Source organism: Enterococcus sp. DIV2419, assembly GCF_051711865.1.
Lineage (GTDB): Bacteria > Bacillota > Bacilli > Lactobacillales > Enterococcaceae > Enterococcus > Enterococcus faecalis.
Map to the genome: position 1 here is coordinate 26,393 of NZ_JBIONS010000002.1, position 18,338 is coordinate 44,730.

Annotated in this window: 11 protein-coding genes and 1 pseudogene; 7 read left to right on the plus strand and 5 right to left on the minus strand. The window is 32.4% G+C overall.

Annotated elements, in window-relative coordinates:
- Window positions 1-462: 462 nt before the first annotated feature.
- From IGI97_RS13180 to IGI97_RS13195, 4 genes and pseudogenes are all read left to right on the plus strand, one after another.
- A pseudogene (locus IGI97_RS13180) lies at window positions 463-687 on the plus strand (LytTR family DNA-binding domain-containing protein); the annotation flags it as partial.
- A gap of 101 nt (window positions 688-788) precedes the next feature.
- A complete protein-coding gene (locus tag IGI97_RS13185; RefSeq protein WP_033598573.1) occupies window positions 789-1,289 on the plus strand; it encodes a DUF6622 family protein in 501 nt (166 codons plus the stop codon).
- Window positions 1,290-1,304: 15 nt separating this feature from the next.
- Window positions 1,305-1,697 carry a DUF3021 family protein gene (locus IGI97_RS13190; RefSeq protein WP_349581894.1) on the plus strand — a complete coding sequence of 131 codons (393 nt, stop codon included), beginning with the start codon at window positions 1,305-1,307 and terminating at the stop codon, window positions 1,695-1,697.
- Window positions 1,698-2,523: 826 nt separating this feature from the next.
- Window positions 2,524-2,910 (plus strand): bacteriocin immunity protein, encoded by a 387-nt coding sequence (locus IGI97_RS13195; RefSeq protein WP_080280360.1) that lies wholly within the window; start codon window positions 2,524-2,526, stop codon window positions 2,908-2,910.
- 380 nt (window positions 2,911-3,290) lie between these two features.
- Here the strand turns inward: IGI97_RS13195 and IGI97_RS13200 are convergent, their stop codons facing one another.
- The 5 genes from IGI97_RS13200 to IGI97_RS13220 all read right to left on the minus strand — a co-directional run bounded on the left by IGI97_RS13200 (window position 3,291) and on the right by IGI97_RS13220 (window position 10,691).
- The gene (locus IGI97_RS13200) at window positions 3,291-3,854 is read right to left on the minus strand and encodes a DUF805 domain-containing protein (RefSeq protein WP_438738882.1); all 564 of its coding nucleotides are present in this window, start codon (window positions 3,852-3,854) and stop codon (window positions 3,291-3,293) included.
- Window positions 3,855-3,978: 124 nt separating this feature from the next.
- On the minus strand, window positions 3,979-6,702 hold the full coding sequence (locus IGI97_RS13205) for a YhgE/Pip family protein (protein WP_438738880.1): 2,724 nt from the start codon (window positions 6,700-6,702) through the stop codon (window positions 3,979-3,981).
- Between the two features lie 218 nt (window positions 6,703-6,920).
- Window positions 6,921-8,045 (minus strand): iron-containing alcohol dehydrogenase, encoded by a 1,125-nt coding sequence (locus IGI97_RS13210; protein ID WP_033598569.1) that lies wholly within the window; start codon window positions 8,043-8,045, stop codon window positions 6,921-6,923.
- An 11-nt stretch (window positions 8,046-8,056) separates the two neighbouring features.
- Complete coding sequence (locus IGI97_RS13215; protein ID WP_033598568.1) at window positions 8,057-9,718, minus strand: acetolactate synthase large subunit; 1,662 nt, start codon at window positions 9,716-9,718, stop codon at window positions 8,057-8,059.
- Window positions 9,719-9,758: 40 nt separating this feature from the next.
- Window positions 9,759-10,691, minus strand: coding sequence for an AEC family transporter (locus IGI97_RS13220; protein ID WP_104845331.1), 933 nt, complete (start codon window positions 10,689-10,691; stop codon window positions 9,759-9,761).
- 173 nt (window positions 10,692-10,864) lie between these two features.
- On the opposite strand from IGI97_RS13220, the gene IGI97_RS13225 reads away from it, so the two are divergent.
- From IGI97_RS13225 to IGI97_RS13235, 3 genes are all read left to right on the plus strand, one after another.
- Window positions 10,865-11,794 (plus strand): LysR family transcriptional regulator, encoded by a 930-nt coding sequence (locus IGI97_RS13225; RefSeq protein WP_438738876.1) that lies wholly within the window; start codon window positions 10,865-10,867, stop codon window positions 11,792-11,794.
- A 3,031-nt stretch (window positions 11,795-14,825) separates the two neighbouring features.
- The gene (locus IGI97_RS13230; protein ID WP_033598565.1) at window positions 14,826-16,247 is read left to right on the plus strand and encodes an amino acid permease; all 1,422 of its coding nucleotides are present in this window, start codon (window positions 14,826-14,828) and stop codon (window positions 16,245-16,247) included.
- 30 nt (window positions 16,248-16,277) lie between these two features.
- Window positions 16,278-17,687, plus strand: coding sequence for a glutamate decarboxylase (locus IGI97_RS13235; protein WP_438738873.1), 1,410 nt, complete (start codon window positions 16,278-16,280; stop codon window positions 17,685-17,687).
- Window positions 17,688-18,338: the final 651 nt, after the last annotated feature.

Below are 18,338 nucleotides of genomic sequence, written 5' to 3' on the forward strand. Positions count from 1 at the left end.
ATATGGTTTCATGGATTTTAACTGCATTTGAATTTTACGATGGATATTCTCATGGTGGAGAAGTGTCAGACCACTGATAAATAGCTGTAAATTTTGGAATTAAGTGGCTTTTTATAATCTCATTAGAGACTGTAAAAGGCCATTTTTAATTATAATACTTTGACAAATATGCAGAACTTAATAGTTTGGATAATGAATCGTGAATTCTATAGAAACAAAAAAGAGGTATGAAAATGCTATGCTTAGATCAAATATTATGTAAAATATAGGTGTATCTGTATCTTCCTATATAAAATAAACTTTTGTTTAATGGGATTAATAATAGTAAAATTAACATGTAAACTAAATATAAAAAAACATGATAGAGGAGAAGTTGTATTTATGGAGGGAACCTTTATTTATCGTTGTACACCTTATAGAGATTTAAAGAAATGAGACGCAACTTATTCATATACAGTTAAAAAAGAGACTTATTGGGTAAGATCCTCTTTCATCAGTATTGTACGTGAACTACCTAAAAATTTTATACAAGTATCAAAAAATACAGCTGTAAATATATTCCAAATAATACAGATAGAACCAGCTATGAACGGAAATTTAATACTTAGGTTAATCACAGAAGAAAAAATGGTTGTTACTCGCAGATACATCAAGAAGTTAAAAATTAAACTTGAACAGATGATATAAAACCGAATGTGTAGCTATATTTACCGAATGTGTTAATTTTTGTTTTTTTAACAAAAATAATTTATATAATTTAGTTATAAAATTACTTGGGGGTTTTTTATATGACTGGATTATTCTTACAGATAATGGGACATACACCAATTTGGGTTTGGGTAATACTTGTTATTCTAATAAAACGGGGGATGACATTAATGAGGGACAGCAAGGTTTCATTGGGTAAATCATTAATTATGCCTACAATTTTTATCATATGGGGGATAGATAAAATAGTCACTAAATTTGACTTTCCAATACAATTATCGCTTATCTATATAATATTTATGATATTAGGAGCTATCGTAAGTTTATTTTTGTATCGTAACAAAGTATATTACACAGAAAATGGCTATCTTATGCAGGGAGGCAGTACAATTCCTATAATAATTATGCTCACAAACTTTATAGTTAAGTATTGTTTGAATGTTTTATTAGCAACTCAGCCTATGCTTTACGGAAATTTTCTATTTAATTTAATTTATGGACTGATTAGTGGGTTTACAGTTGGTTTGTTTTTCGGAGGGATCATTAAAACAATTAAACAAAATTATCAAATAAGACTTTAGAAAGAGTGAGAATTCGTGGAACTGTCAAAACGTGTTGTATCTGGCCTAGGAATTGGCTCGTTTGTCTATTTATTCATATTGTTGATGAGTAGTGAAAAGGTAACAAATGCTAATTCTATTATCTTTGTATTTGTTATTTCTATAATTATAGGTATAACAACCTTAATTTTTGATATAGATAAGTTTAGTTATTTAACCTGCTTAATTATTCACTATTTAATAGTCAATGTAGTTGTGGTAGTGGGAAGTTTCTTTCTCATATCAGTAGAAAGTTATATAAAACTTCTTACCAGTATATTGGTTATCTACGCATTATCTTATTTGGTAACATATCTTAAAATGAGAGTTACCTCAAGAGAGTTAGATAGTTTAATAAAAATTATTCAAAGTAGGGATAAAAATGAATAATCAACTACAAAAAATGGTATCAATTTGGAAAGTAGAAAGAAGATTAAAAAGCAAAAATTACGTAACGTATCCACAATCGCAAGGTAGTTTCCCTAAAGGCAGAACATCCACTTTTTTATTCGAGGCGTACAAGCCGTACTACAGGAGGGCATGAATGGATAATTAATTTTTATATGATTGGAAAACCAGTTAAGAAAAATAGCAATTAAAAAAACAGTTTACTAAGAAAGCTGCACTTGAAAAAGAAATAACGTCTGAATTAGCATCAAGAGAAGACCTAAAAAAAGTTGGCAAATGAATTATCAAAAAAGTGTCCACCATATTTATAGCAGGCTAGATTTTCCAAGTCTAGTTTTAATTTTTAATCATGGGAAAACACCACGCTACTTAGTTACTGAATTACTATTTTTTAAATAGAATACATGTGGTTAGTAATTCCAGAAAATTGTAAGAATTATAGCAATTGGATTTTTAGAAATGTCATTGCTAATGATTCATAAATTGGGATTAAATACTTCAGTTGGCGAAGCTTTCCCAGACACGTTCCTAACAAAATATTTTGTTAGGTTTTGACTTTTGACATATATCAAGGTGTAAGTTCGCATTAAATCATTTTATGATTTTTGCTGACGGTTGAACTATTCATATCTGACAACGAAATAAACATAGTTTCAAATTGACAAGGAGAAATTAAATGTCTATTAAAAAGTAGATATTCCTACCTATGAAATACAGTTAAATTTTGAATATGACGGTCGCTACCTACAAGGAACTAGAGAAATATTGGAATTTGGCGGTTCTTTTGATAACGACTATCACTAATACGATGTTTTGGTTAGAGAAGAAAACATGTTATACAAACATACTACTAAAGAAGATATTTTCGAATAAGAGAGGTTGTGTCAAATGTTTACATCAAGAAATAAAATTAAAGAAGAACAACAATTTATATAATTTTGTATTAGATTCAAACATTACTGACAGAGAGCGCAAGATAGGTTTAATAGCAAAGAAAGATTTTGAAAAAGGTAAATATTCCTTATCAGTGATTAATAAGACTTCCTCAAGTCTTCAACAGGAGGCACTAAAGAACGGCTTATCTGATGAAGTATCTGCTGTTTATAAAACGCTTATCCCAATTATTACCAAACTTTCTCCTATTGGACTAAACAGGGGCAATATGATGCTTAACCAAAATTACTTAAATAATTAATAAAGGCTTTCATAGGTGAAATATTTTCTTAAATCTTTTATGAGGAATTTTTTGTCATTGGAGAATTTTTTTACAGAAACATAATCAAAGTCACTTAAAAGTTAAAATATAATCTCATTGTGCTATTCTAGTTATCCCTACTTACAAAAACGAATTGCCCCTGTCATCGATCAGACCAACAAGCATCAACAAAAAACTTGCCAAGAAAAATCTTTGACAAGTCTTTTAGAAGCCTAACTATCGGGTATACATAATCTATTTTTTATGCTCACTAATGTAGTAAACTACAAACACACTGATTCTACCGTTAATAGTAGCAATTGTTGATATCCATACAGTTGTATACATAAGAAACCTATTCTTTAAATTAAATCCATCTCCTATAGTTCTTCCTTTTCCCGTAAGAAAAAACGAACGAAATCATTATTACTTTTTGTAGCAATCGCATTAGCGGGTAATACTGTCAAAATAAAGAACAATAATCCTATAGCGTATGCCAAGAAGATGAATAGTGCGCTACCGTTATTGTGTTGTAGAACACTAGTCGCTTCTGTATAGCTAGAAGCAATAGATATGACCCATAATACTAAAAATCCACGGCCTCTTAAGCCAGCATCGCGATAACGTCGTACCGCCATCGCGAGACTTGGCAGAAATAACGCTAACCAAGCAATAACCAATATCATCAATGGAATAATAAAACTTCCAAGTATAGAGGTAAACACATCAGATTCGTTTGCGCCTCCAGATATACTCATTGCTGAACCTATCGCTAAATAGACAAAGAATATGATTGGAATAAAGGAGAGAATTGTTAAAATTAATGTCATCCACCAATAACCTGCTCGAGTCGTTCTTCCCTTAAAATCAATATATCCAATAAAAAAGTCCTTAAATGCTCGTCCAAAACTAACTTTCCCAGGAACTTCATTTATTTTCCCCATACAGAAACCCTCTTTCTTTTTGTATTTAATTAATCTTATCAAAATTAAGAATTAAAAGGGAGGATTATGGCTTAAAATCCTGATATCCAAAGAGATTTCTATCATAACTTAATAGTTTTGGACTTTATCCAAATTTTGGTATCTTTTTGAATACAGATAGTAAGACAGTGAAGACAACAGATAGCAAAGCGAATATTACAACATACATGCCAATATGCCCTTGTAGACCGATTGTTTCTCTCAACATTCTTATGCTATATGTCATTGGTAACCAAGGGCTTATCATTTGATAAATTCCTGGAGATAATTGTATCGGATAGGTACCTGCGCTCGTTGATAGCTGCAATACGAGTATAACTATCATAATGAATTCTCCAACTTTTCCTAACCATGATAAGAAAAATGTATTAATGGCCATAAATGCACAACTAATTAATACCACAGATAATAACATCCTAATTCCATAATTTGCACGTAGTCCTAATACATAAACAGCCCCGTATACAATGAACGCCTGTGCCACAGCAATTACACCATTTATACCTATTTTAGATAACATGAAATCTTTACCTGAGGTACGCTCAGAGTTAGAAAAACCTATTCCGATAACTACATTGCTAGCTAATGCCCCAATGAATAAAGCGACACAAATCATGTAAGGAGTCATACCAAACCCATTTACAGGAGCATTATCTTTATCCGTATGTCTTGTTTTTATAGGAGAAGCTATTCTTTTAGCATTTTTATCATTTAAACTATTTTTTGCTAATTTATGATCTGCTTTTTCTAATGATGATGATAATTTTCCTGTACCTGTATTAAGATCTTCTGCTCCTTTTGACAAACTATCAGCCCCATTAGATAACTTTTGAGTTCCGGATGATAATTTGTTAGCTCCATCGGACAACTTGTCTGATCCTGATGATAAAGGTGCATTGTTTGCTTGCAATTTAGATATCCCAGATACTAGACTTGTCCCACCATCTTTTAATTTCTCTAACCCAGAACTTAATGCTAAACTACCATTTTGCAGTTTATAAATTCCCGTTTTGGCTTGAACACTTCCTTTTTGTAGATTGGTTAACCCATTAGTTAAGTTTTGGCTGCCCGTATGAAGCTTATCTAACCCATTACTTAATTTTTGACTACCTACTTGCAATTCTTGTGATTTTTTCGAAATATCAGAAGCTCCAGAATTTACTTTATCAATGCCTGTCGAAAATTTATTGAACCCATCAGTTAAATTTTTAGCTCCAATATTAAATTGATTTTGGAAGTCGCTTAGCCCAGAGTTTAATTGATTCATTCCGGGAAGAATCCTTTGATTTAAAGTATCATTTATCTCATAAGTGCCTTCAGATAGACGTGTTATTATTCCACTAGAAGGTGGTAATAGTTGTCTAGAAGTCTGAGCTAATTTTTGAGATTGTTGATTCAATAAATTTAATTGGGTTGAAACATCTTTTAAATCCATTTCAACCGTTACCAAGTCTGGTACCGCTGTTTGATTAGAAATAGCATTTTCTAATTGCCCAACTAATTCAGGATGTTCTTTCATTAGAATTTTATATGCATCCGTTTGTTGAATTGCAGTGAGTTGCTTAGGAACCAAATTTGTCAAAATAGATTGAGTGTCTTTGAGATCATTCTCTATTTTGTTACTAATACTTGGATCTGAAACCTCTTCTTGAAGTTTTTGATTTAATTCATTCAGTCCAGCTGATAGTTGTTTTATGTTTTGTTTGTCACTTTCTGATATATTTGTTTTTTCTTTCATTTCTGATAAGCCACCAATCAGTTGATTAGTAGCATTTTTAAATTGTGTAATGACTTTTGAACTATCAGAGATTTTTTCTATCCCTGTTGATATATCTTTGGATTTATCCGCTAATTCCTGAGTTCCAGTTGAAAGCCTTGAGGTTCCATTAGAAAATTGAGTAACCCCATCGTATAGTTGTTTCCCTCCATTAGCTGCATTACTTACTCCATCGGATAATTTTTGACTTCCATCACTGGCGCTCCCTATCCCTTTAGTTAATTTTTGTCCACCATCAGCTAATTGATTGATACCATTATTAAGTTTTTTACTACCATCAGCTGCATTATTTACTCCACCAGATAATTTTTTAGTTCCATTTGAAACTTGGTTTACTCCAGATACGTATTGTTTTAATCCAATGTCTAACTTATCTGAACCGTCTTTAAATGTTAGACTTGATGAGGCTAATATTTCTAGATTATTTGCTAACGTATCTGTACCCTTTTTTAAAGAAGACGAACCGCTTGCTAGTTTATCAGAGCCATTAGCTATCTGAGTAATTCCTTTTTTCATATTATCAATATTATTAAATATTTTTTTAGTATAAGTTTTTGTGATGTTTTCTGATATTTTTGATTTTAGCTCCTTAATAGCACCTTCACTCATTTTTGCTGAAATATAATTATGGCCTCGAGTTGTTTTATAATCCACTTCGGCCGATTTTGGATTGTTTTCTATTAAACTTGCTGCATTCTTGGAGAAATCTTTAGGAAAAGTAATGACCATGTAGTATTTCCCGTCTCTAAGCCCTTTATCGGCTAATGTCTTATCCATAAAATGATAATCTAGATCTTTTGATTTTTTCATTTCAGTTATGACATCTTTACCTATTCGAAAACTAAGGTTATTACTTTTATACTCTTTGTCTAAATTAACAACAGCTACCGGTAACTTGTTTAAATTTCCATATGGATCCCACATAGAGCCCAAAAAAATAAAATTGTAAATTGCTGGAACTAGAGCTAGAGCAACAAGAATCCCCCAGAAAAACTTATTCCTGATTATTGCTTTCCATTCTGCTATTAACATATTAACATTATCCTTCCTTCTTACATCCAGTATTCATATAGTGATTCTGAAAACTAATCAAAAAATGATAAAACAAAGAAAAAAACGAGGTGGTCGATATATTTAATTTATTTGATGAGATTAAGCAATTAGTCTATTTTCATAGGTATCCTATACTAGATATCTCAAATTCATAGAATTATCAAAAGCCGAAGTTCTTGCTTCGGCTTTTGGTAATTCTATTTATGCTCAGTAACCGTTTTAAAAATTGTATGGATATCTTCAAATTGAAGAGGTATCGGTGAGTGTTTTAATAATCGTTCTTGATTATCCATCACAGATTGTGAAAACTCAAGACACTCTTGTTTCGTTAAAGGATAAGATTCTTTATCAGAAAGTACGTTCATAATTAAATCATCTAACGCATATAACCAATCAAGACCGTCTGACAAATCAGCATTCCCCTTCATCACACCGCTCAATTCGGATAAGTCTACCCCTAACTGATGATACTGTTTTAAAGTAGGTACTAAACAAAGTGCAATGCAACGTCCGTGGGGCAAATGAAATTTTGCACCAATTGGATAAGCCAGCGCATGTACAGGACCACACCCCGCATTAGAAAAGGCTACGCCTGCCATTGTACTTGCGCTAAGACAAGAATTTAGCGATTTCAAGTCAGGAACGTCATGTGTGACGGCAACTTTTTCCAATTCGATAAGTAACCGTTGAATGGCCTCTTTAGAAAAGGTCCGACTAAAGACTGTCGCTTGTGGCGACAAGAAGGACTCTACTGCATGACTCAATGCATCGATAGCACTTGCAATAAAGACTGGATAAGGCATTCCTTTGGCAAGTTCTGGAATCAACACGACCCGTTTAGCATAAAAAGCGTCTGAAACCAATCCGATTTTTGTACCTAAAGCTTCTCGACTAAAAACAGAGACGTTCGTCACTTCGCTTCCTGTCCCTGACGTTGTCGGCAAGATTACCAAGTCACGCATCGCAGGAGTTTCAAGCTTAATCATTGCCTGAATGTCATCAAACGATTGAGCTGTTTTATAAACAAGACATTTCGAAACATCAATAACAGAGCCCCCACCAATGGCAAAGATACGTGTGATTTGACGGTCTTGTAAATCAAGCAAAATTTGATTTAACGCAACATCTGTCGGTTCTGCCTTAAAATAATCCTCTAAATACAAGAACTGAGCAACTTTATTTTTATACAGTCCATCAAACGCATCAATAATGTAACGATTGGTGACGATTAAATCACCCAAAACAAAAGGTATCACTTTAAGAAAATCAGATACGTGATCCAAAAGGGTCACAGAAGGTTTAAACTCAAATTGTTTTACCATAAATAACACTCCTATAAACTAATTGTCAAATGGCCCAACAAATCAATCAATTCATCATTAGCGGCATAATCTACCGGGCAAATCACCATATTGACGGCTTCTTGATCTAAACAATGAGAAAGTGTTTCAACCAAATGATCACGTGAGTTAATTAAATGTGCATTCGCCCCAAAGCTTTCCGCATATTTCACGAAATCAGGGTTATCAAAATCAACTTCTGAATGATGACCCAATTCCATGTTCATTTTCCACTTGATCAAACCATAAGCTTTATCGACCCAAACCAAAATAGTCATTGGTATTTTATAGCGAATCGCGGTTTCAATCTCTTGTGAGTTCATCATAAAGCTACCATCACCCATTGTCGCTAAAATATGTTTACCAGGACAAGCCAATTTGGCGCCAATCGCACCAGGCAATGTCCAGGACATGGTTGATAAACCATTGTCAATCATGCAAGTATTAGGTTCATATGTTGGATAAAGTCGAGCCATCCACATTTTCAAAGCCCCCGTATCACACAAAACAATGGTATCTTTATCACTTGCTTCACGAATCGCAGTCACCATTTGTTGTGGACTTAGTGGAGCAAGTGTTTCTTCTTGACCGACTTTTAATTCATTCTGAATATAATCTTTAATTTCACCTAAATTATTGGTGTTTTTGTAACCATTCAAAGCGTCATCTAGAGCATTCACTGCTTGAGCAATATTACAATTCATTGAAACGGTGGTTGGATAGTATTCATCCACACAATTATCAAAAGTATTAATGTTAATAATTAATTTGTCTTTATTTGGATTGATTTTTTGAGCTTTAAATTCAGAGAATTCGTAACCAATGGCAACAATCACATCTGCTTTGTCAAAAGCGAAGTTTTCATAGTCGTGAGCCATAAAACCAACGACCCCGAGTGAACAATCGCTCCGATCATCGATTACTCCTTTAGCCATAAAAGTTGTGGCAACAGGAAGATGTGTGTGTGTAATAAGTTCACGAAATTTTTCAGTTGCATTTTCACGAATGATACCCATCCCAGCTAGCACGATAGGGTATTTTGCATTTTTGATCAATTCACTGGCAATAAGAATATCTTCTGCTCGCGCATCAGCTGGAACAGACAATTTTGTTTGATATTCAAGTGATGTGGTCACCGGATGTTTTTCAACATCTTGGGGAATAGCCACATAAGTAGGTCCGGGGCGTCCTGAAATTGATTCAAAGAAGGCTTCATTAATGGTTTCGTTTGTTGAATTAGCAGTGTATAAGATTTCAGAAAATTTTGTTACCGGCTTAAACATTGCTTTCAGATCAATCACTTGGTGTGATTCCTTGTAGATACGGTCTAATCCACCTTGTGCAGTAATGGCTATCAGTGGTGAAGAATTCGTCATGGAATCAGCCACCCCGAGCAATAAATTAATCGCACCAGGTCCTAAAGTTGCAGTACAAACACCAGGTTGTCCAGTCAAACGACCGTAAACAGAAGCCATAAATGAAGCTCCTTGTTCATGGCGAACTAGAATAAATTCAATTTTTTTTGAACGATTAATTGCATCAACAAAAGGAATATTTTCCTCACCTGGAATACCAAAGACATATTTAATGCCACGATCTTCTAGGATTTTAACTACTGCGTTGGCAACGTTAGGATTTTTAATTTCTTTTTTCATTATAATAGCCTCTTTTTATATTATTTTTTTTGTTCTTATCTCAAAGTCCACGTACAATAATCAAAACTCCGATAAAGGCTAAAGATAAGATAGTTGTTAAGAACAAAGTTGAAGATGTTTCTCTAGCTTTACAATCATATTGGTTGGCAAAAATAGTTGAGATGACCGCTGTTGGAAGGGAAAAACTGATTAAGACCATGTTAATCATATTTTCACTGATTCCGCTTATACTCATAAGAATCCATAATACACAAGGAATTACAACAACTTTTATAAGTGACGACAACCAAACGTGAAGTGAAAAACTTGGTTTTTCAGACTGCAAAATAACCCCAGCAGCAAATAAAGCTAGCCCACCAGTTGCCTTACCGAGTACTTTAAAGGTATTTCCCCAAGCGAGATCCAAATGGACTCCACACAGAAGGAGGACTAATGCTAATATTGGAGCCCAAACTACAGGCTTTTTTAAAGCCCCTATAATTTTGAATCTTAAACTGTTGGAGTGACCATCACTAGACTCTCCAAAAGATAATAGAACTGCTGATGCAGGGACTAGCACGATGTTGATAATCAATGCACCAATAGAAATCAAAATTGCACTGTTAGTAGGGAATAAAGCTCCTAACACAGAAGGGCCGACAAACGGGATGGAAGGGCAACCAATAAGTAAGGCGAGAATAACCGCTTCGATAGACGATTGTTTAAAGAGGAATCTAGCAATAAGGTAAACTAAGAAGAATACAACTACTAGACCAATAAGCATCCACAATACCACAGGCCCGTTCTGAATGAATTGTGATTTCTTAGAACTTAAAATACCTCCAAATAAACTCATGGGCAGACTATACGTCATAATCAGTTTAGTGAACCTTTTGGAATCCGCAGACGTAAAATCGCCACGATGTCCACTATAATACCCTAAAGCCATTGTTACGATTATTGGAAGTAATGCACTAATTAATGTTTCTAGCACTTAATTTTTTCTCCTTTCTAAAAATAATTAGTTAAAAAAGTCAATAAAAAAATATGTTTATTTTGACAAATATTATTGTACAATTTAGAAAAATTGAAGTAAAATAACAATAAAAACAAAGAATTATTCAAAAATTGAATAATTCATCATACACAAAAGGACTCTTTTCAATTATGCAATTAAACGACTTAGAAAATTTCATTATCATTTGTGAAAGTAAAACCTTATATCAAGCAGCCCAAGAAAACTTTACCAGTCAACCTGCGCTCACTCGTAGTTTGCACCGTTTAGAAACCCAACTTGATTGTACGCTCGTGTCAAGAAAACGCGGACAAAAGAAACTCATTTTGACTCAAGACGGCCGTTGGCTCTATCAGGAAGCTAAATCCATTCGCGCTCAGATTGAAAAGATTTATGGTCATATGAAAACCAAAACAAAAAGGCCAGCCATTTTCATCTCTAATTTATGTTCTGCATATACGATTCAAGAAGAATTAAGTCAATTGGTAAAATACGGTACCATACAACAGCAAGGCGTACCTAATCAAAATCAATGGCAATCCTTTCAAAAATCCAATTGTGAGCTTGGGTTTATTGAGACTAGTTGTAAAGAGTGGATTGATACCATTGATAAAAAAAAATACCAAGTTCTCGCCTTTCGACAAGATAAAATCGGAATCGCTATTAATAATCAACACCCACTCATAAAAAAAAACAAGCCGATCACTCAAAATGATCTATTACCTTATTCCTTGATGTGTTTGACGTCTAATTATCCAACAGGGAGAATTGGGTTAAAATTTAAAAATCAAACCCATTTTAGCCTAAACAACATACAAATGATCAATGATTTGCAAACCATCAAAACACTTGTATCACATACGGATAATTTCATCCTCATCACAGAAAATAAAATTGGAAATCGCTCAGATTTGTCTTTTTTAGAATTGGAAGATTACAATGAATTTATTTATACGTATATTGTAGTAAAAATAAATAAAGTGGACGAACAAACATTAACTCAAATTAAAAATATCTTTGTTAATCAAAAGCAGATCCAGCACACTGTGAGATGGCAACATGTAAAAGGTAACCAAAGTTAGTGAACCTAATTCAAGAAAATAGATACAGCTTAGGGTCACCAGAACATCCGTACAGAAAATCTGATTATTAACTGAATCGGTAAAGGAACAATTAGAAATATCAAATCCACATTTAGAAAACAGATTGATTAATTTTCAAAAAGTTTATCATTTTCAAAATTTTTCGGGGTAAATGTGCAATAAAATATACTTCTAAAGTAAGAGCTGGCGAGATTGTTATTTTATAACGATCAAACAAGTTATAACTATTGCTCTTGTCGAGTATAGGTAGTCCTACTGACAAGCACCATGTAGAACAGCCTCTATGAAATCACTATCGGATATTTTCCAATCAATCGAGAAAAAGTAGTTCTAAAATAAAAAGATAAAGACTAGAACAAAAAATATTAAAAAATGGAGATCTATGTCAAAGATTGTCACACGCATGGAGGAAATGGAAGTTGGAAACATAAGGGATATCCAATGGCATAATCAACGATAAAATAGTAATCATTCCGATAAAGTACAGTAACAAAGAACCTATAACTGGGAATTTATTAATCCTTGTATGAATTGATAGAGATTTTCGGAGAGTAAATAAATTTGAAGAGAAGAATGATGAATAGTAAATTAAAAAAAGTAAAGAAGTAAATAATGCGATTGAGGAACTAGCTTCGTAAATACTAGCCATCAAAGGTTGTGAGAGTTTCGGCAATATTTAATTGATATTTACTAATAAGCTATTTAGTAAGAATGACTATGAAAATTTCTAATGCCATATCAATAATAGTTATTATTGATATGGATGCTATTCACGGGGGACATGGAATATAGAAACGGAGTAGTGCAGTAGCACAAAAACATAAGAAACACTGATTTAACAGAACTATAACAACAAGGCCTGATGATTTGTAATTTATCGCTAGTTGTTCATTTTTATACTAATATTTTTTGTAAGGATAATTATAATCATCCCTATTTACAGATCTAGGTATGAAGAATACTATTGCTAATAACAAAATTTAATTAGTTGAAATACAGTCAAGCAAATTAGTAAAAAAGGTAGTCAGTTAGCTTTCGCTAGCTGACTACCTTTTTGTTGATTGAAACCTACCCTTTTGAAAAGTTTTGTTAAGAAATATTATTTGTTGACAGTGGATTATTCTGATAGATTTCAAAGGAAAGTATACTCTTTTTCTTTTGGAATGCAAGTGCTACTTATAAAAAATGTTAAACTCTAATTAGTTTAAAAAGAATTAAGCAGTTACTTGAATATGATTCAAAAAAATATAAAAACCTTCGTGTCTGACAAACTATTATTTTTTTAAACTATTGTGTGAATAAAGACAAAGTCTGATGTTTAAAACTATATATAGGTATTTGTGCTATTGTATACTCATTTAAAAGTTAACTTTAACACTTAAAAATAATTAGTGACACTAATTTTTATAACATATAAAGAAATGGCGATGAAAATATTTTTACTGACAAAATTCACCTTATCCATGTTCAAATCATCTATTGCAAGTACTACTATATTTGACTACCCATGTAATAACTTATTTGATGTAAAACAAAAAATAAGTTACTCAAGAAAAGTTGACACGGAAAAGGAAAACTCTATTTTGTGTTTTCGTTGACGAGTTCATCTTTAAAATATACTGAATGGAAGAAATACCTACTAAAGGTTCTTGAGGACAAAGATTCATATAATACTCGTAAATATATTTGTGAACAATTCTTTCTGCTTGAATAAACGAGTGAAAGATGCGCCATTTTAACTCCTCAAACTTAATAATGCTAAAAATTATTCAGTCACCGCGTTATTCCAACAACTTTCCTTGCGGGATATACTTTGAGTCTATTTTAAAGACTCAATATTATGGACTACCTTTTTCTCGTAATTTGACTTCCTTGATAGCTATGGAATAAAACAAGTTCTCCAGGCAAAATTAACTGTACTTGATCAATAACTTCTATTACCGCTTCTACTTCACAAGTCAATACCGTTTTGTAGCTAATTATTACTCGCGGAGCTAGTTCTAGTGCTACACATAAATAAACCTTTCCGTAATATCGCACACTGTATGAGGTATTTCCTGTAGGCTATTTTAGACTTCAAACTATCTAACTAGCTTGTTTTCAAGGGATTTATGAGATTTATTCTTCTTATTATAGGTTATAATAACTTTAGAAATAAGCCCATGGGATTTAAGAAAATATTTAACAAATTTTTGGAATAGCTCGTGTCTTTGATTGATTAGATAGTCATAAATTTTTTAATTGAACTTAAAGAATGTATCGATGACAAGGGCTCTAAGTTTATTATATTTTTTCTACTTAGGTGTAGGTTTACGTTGGGTAAAGCGATAGGATCATTGTCGGGGTAAGTTTATGCACTGGCATAGCCATTTAATCCCAAATTATTGATGGAGAAGGTGAATGAGCGTAAATCTTACAGGTTTTGGTTCTTGTCAAAGAAGGCGGTCGCTTTTGATAGGAAGTCATTTCCCTTTTTAAACAGTTTATTCTACCTTTCAAGTTTTCGCTGTCGTTGCTCTAAATCAGCATATGTATCTGTACGCTGGACTTCATAAGTATCTATCCATTATTAACAGCTTAGTGTGACTATTAAAACCATGCTAGCTGTTTTTAATTTACTCAATTATTTATCAGATGCTAAAGATAAGTAAGTATGAAAAGAAGATAAACTATATAAAATTATACAAATATTATAATTTATTCGTAAATTATTTCATTAGCAGAAAATTCACCTAGTTTATACAAGAAATAAGATTTCTAAGAAAAGAATATTTTACTATAATTTAAATTTTAAATTATGGATTTAAAATGAAATAGTCTTCTGTCAAACAAGTTTATTAATTTATTATATCTCTTCTGCTTTTTTATCACAAACTGTTCCATTAATAAATACAAGCTAAATATTCCGTAGAGTAATATTTAACTTGATTTTAAATCGTTATTAATTGATGTAGATATTTTGTATTATGCTAATGTATTAAAAAATAAGTATAAAAGGAGAGCTGCATAAATGAGTACTGATTCTAAAAAAGAGCATAATCAGATTACGTCTTTACAATTATTTTCTATGACAACATCTATGGTTATGACAGTTTATGGTTTTGCTGCTTTTGCAAAACAAGGTCCGCATGCTTTTTTCTTTCTATTTTTAGCCGCGGTGTTATGGTTTTTACCAGTGATACTATCTTCTGGAGAAATGGCATCTATTGATGGATGGGAGAAGGGTGGGGTATTCACTTGGGTTTCGGGCACATTAGGTGAAAAAAATGGTTGGTTAGCCTTGTTTTACCAATGGGTTCATATAACTGTAGGGATAAATACAATGATGTATTTTATCATAGGTTGTTTTGCTGCTTCTTTGAATATCCCGGTTATTGATTCAAATCCTTTAATAAAGTTTATAGTGATGATGGTTATTCTTTGGGGACTAATTTTTCTTCAACAACATGGTACAAAAGTTACGGGGCAAATTGCTCAGTGGTGTTTTACCATAGGTGTCATAATTCCAGTACTAATTCTTTTAGTAATGTTTATTATTTACTTAGCACAAGGTCATAGCCATTACGTAACTATTAACTGGCATACAATTATGCCACACAGTTTTGGAATACACACACTAGTTGGATTTGTTCCTTTTATATTAGCGTTTGCTGGTGCTGAGGGATCTGCCCCTCATGTTAAAAATCTAAAAAATCCAAAAGCTTATCCTAAAGTTATGCTTGCCTTAGGAATATGTGCAGTAATTTCAGATATCGTTGGCTCAATGGCCATAGCTATGACTATTCCCAATGACCATATTGTTCTTAGTAATGGGATTGTATTTGCATTTGGAGGACTTTTAGATAAAATAGCAAGCCATGGAGTTATATTAGAGAAAATTTCGGGTATCCTTTTAGCCATTGGCGTATTAGGTGAAATAAGTAGTTGGGTAGTTGGCCCAAACACGGGAATGTATGAGGCTGCTAAAAAAGGTTTTTTACCTAAAAAGTTCTCTAAATTAAATGATTATGGAATTCCAACTAATGTTATGATTTTGCAGGGAACGATTGTTTCTATTATGGGGGCTTTACTGACATTTGGAGCTGGAGGTTCAAAAGATAATTTATCTTTCCGAACTGCTATGAGTCTTACTGTAGCAATATATACTTTAATGTATATGATGATGTTTATCAGTTATATTGTTCTTCAAACAAAAAGAGGAAAGAATTTAGTACCTACTTATAATTTTACTAAATATAAAATTATAAAAATTATTGTAGGTTTCTTAGGATTTATCCTATCACTATTAGGATTTGTAGTTTCGTTTGTACCCGCTAGTGAATTACCAACAAGTGAAAAACAAGCGTACTTAATGATGCTATTGGTTGCATTTATAATTGTTTTAATTGTTCCATTTGCAATGTATAAAAAACATGAAGAATGGAAGAAATAAATAAAAAAAATAACAGAGGAGATATAAACAATGACAAAAAAAAATGATTTGAATGAATATCAAGAATATTTAGAAGATTCTTTTTTAGGAAGTAAAGGATCGCAAAGACTACTACCAAATACTAAAATGCCAGAAACTCCTATGTATGCTAACTTAGCTAGAGATTTAATTGAACATTTTAGATTGAACGAGGCAAAAGCTAATCAAAATTTAGCAACATTTTGTACTACTCAAATGGAGAAGCAAGCGGACGAATTAATTTTAAATAGCTTAAATACCAACGCTATCGATAAATCAGAATATCCTAAAACATCAGCTATGGAAAATTCATGTATTAGTATGATTGCACACCTGTGGAATGTTGGTGATGATAAAGAAATTTTTAAAGATTTTATTGGGACTTCTACTGTAGGTTCTTCAGAAGGGTGTATGCTAGGCGGGTTAGCTCTACTTAAATCTTGGAGAAAACGAGCTGCTGATGTTGGAATTGATGTTGATAATATGAAAGATCATAAGCCAAATTTAGTTATAATGTCAGGATATCAAGTAGTATGGGAAAAATTCTGTGTATATTGGGATGTTGAATTACGGTCAATACCAGTGTCTAAAGATCATATGTCCCTAGATACAGACTCAGTCATGTCTTATGTTGATGAAAATACTATTGGAATTGTAGGCGTTCATGGAATTACCTATACTGGAGCAGTAGATGATATTCAAAAGCTAGATGATTTGGTTTCTGAGTACAATAAAAATTCAAAATTAGATCTTCGTATACACGTAGATGCAGCATTTGGAGGCCTGTTTTCACCATTTATGGATGGATTTAAACCTTGGGACTTCAGACTGAAAAACGTAGTTTCAATTAATGTTTCGGGTCACAAGTATGGAATGGTCTATCCTGGAATTGGATGGGTAATATGGAGAGAAAACAATCTTGATCTTTTACCTGAAAGCATGAGATTTGAAGTTGCATATTTAGGAGATAAAGTAGACTCTATCGCAATCAATTTCTCTCATAGCGGAGCACATATTGTAGCACAGTACTATAATTTTATTAGATTTGGCTTTTATGGATATAAAAAAATTATGGAAGGTGTTAGAAAAGTCTCAATAGCTTTAGCTGACGAAATTTCTAGTACTGGCTTCTTTGAAATTATTAATGACGGTTCACAGCTACCAATTGTTTGTTGGAAGCTAAACGATGAAATAAAAACTGATTGGTCTTTATATGATTTAGAATCAGTACTTGCAAAACATGGATGGCAAGTACCTGCTTATCCATTACCTAAAAATAGAGAAAATACAACTATTAGTAGAATTGTTGTTCGACCATCAATGACTATGACCGTTTGTGGAGATTTCATTGATGATTTGAAATTAAGTATAAAAGAGTTGGAAACAAGCCGCTTAGTGCGACCAAATCAATCTATTATTTAGCCATTAAATATTCGTATAAAAGCACTACATTATGCCTTGTTATTGTCTTAGTGTAGTGCTTTTCTATCTTAAATTAATATCTATTTCTTTGTCTTATTTGTTTTTTTGATTCATTATAGCTATAAATTTATTTCTAAAAAATGATGATTATTGTGATTTTAGGAAAAGTATTATCGAAATAGCTTTTTCATACCTGTAGCTGTTACTTATTGGAATGAAAAAAATATATGGAAGAGGCATTCTGCAGGTTAATATAGTAATAGATTATAATTATCAACGAGCGCGGGTACTTATTCGCTACCATTGTGTCCAAGAATTTATTAAATAATAAGCCCTTGGTTACCAATGACATATAGTATAAGAATGTTGAGAGAGACTATTGGTCTACAGGAACATGTTGGCGTATATGTTTTAATATTTGCTCTGCTATCTGTATAAAAAAGATACCAAAATTTGAATGAGGTATTATTAGTTTTTAATTAAATTTCGAAAGCAATAAACAATAATATCTATCAGTCCATTCAATTATGTTAATTGGGTTCATTGATAATAGAAGAAGCACTTTTATAAATTAATAATAATTAATTATTTTTGAAAAAAATAAAATAGAAACTTTTAAGAACGTAGGTGACTATTTTAGAATCGTAGAAT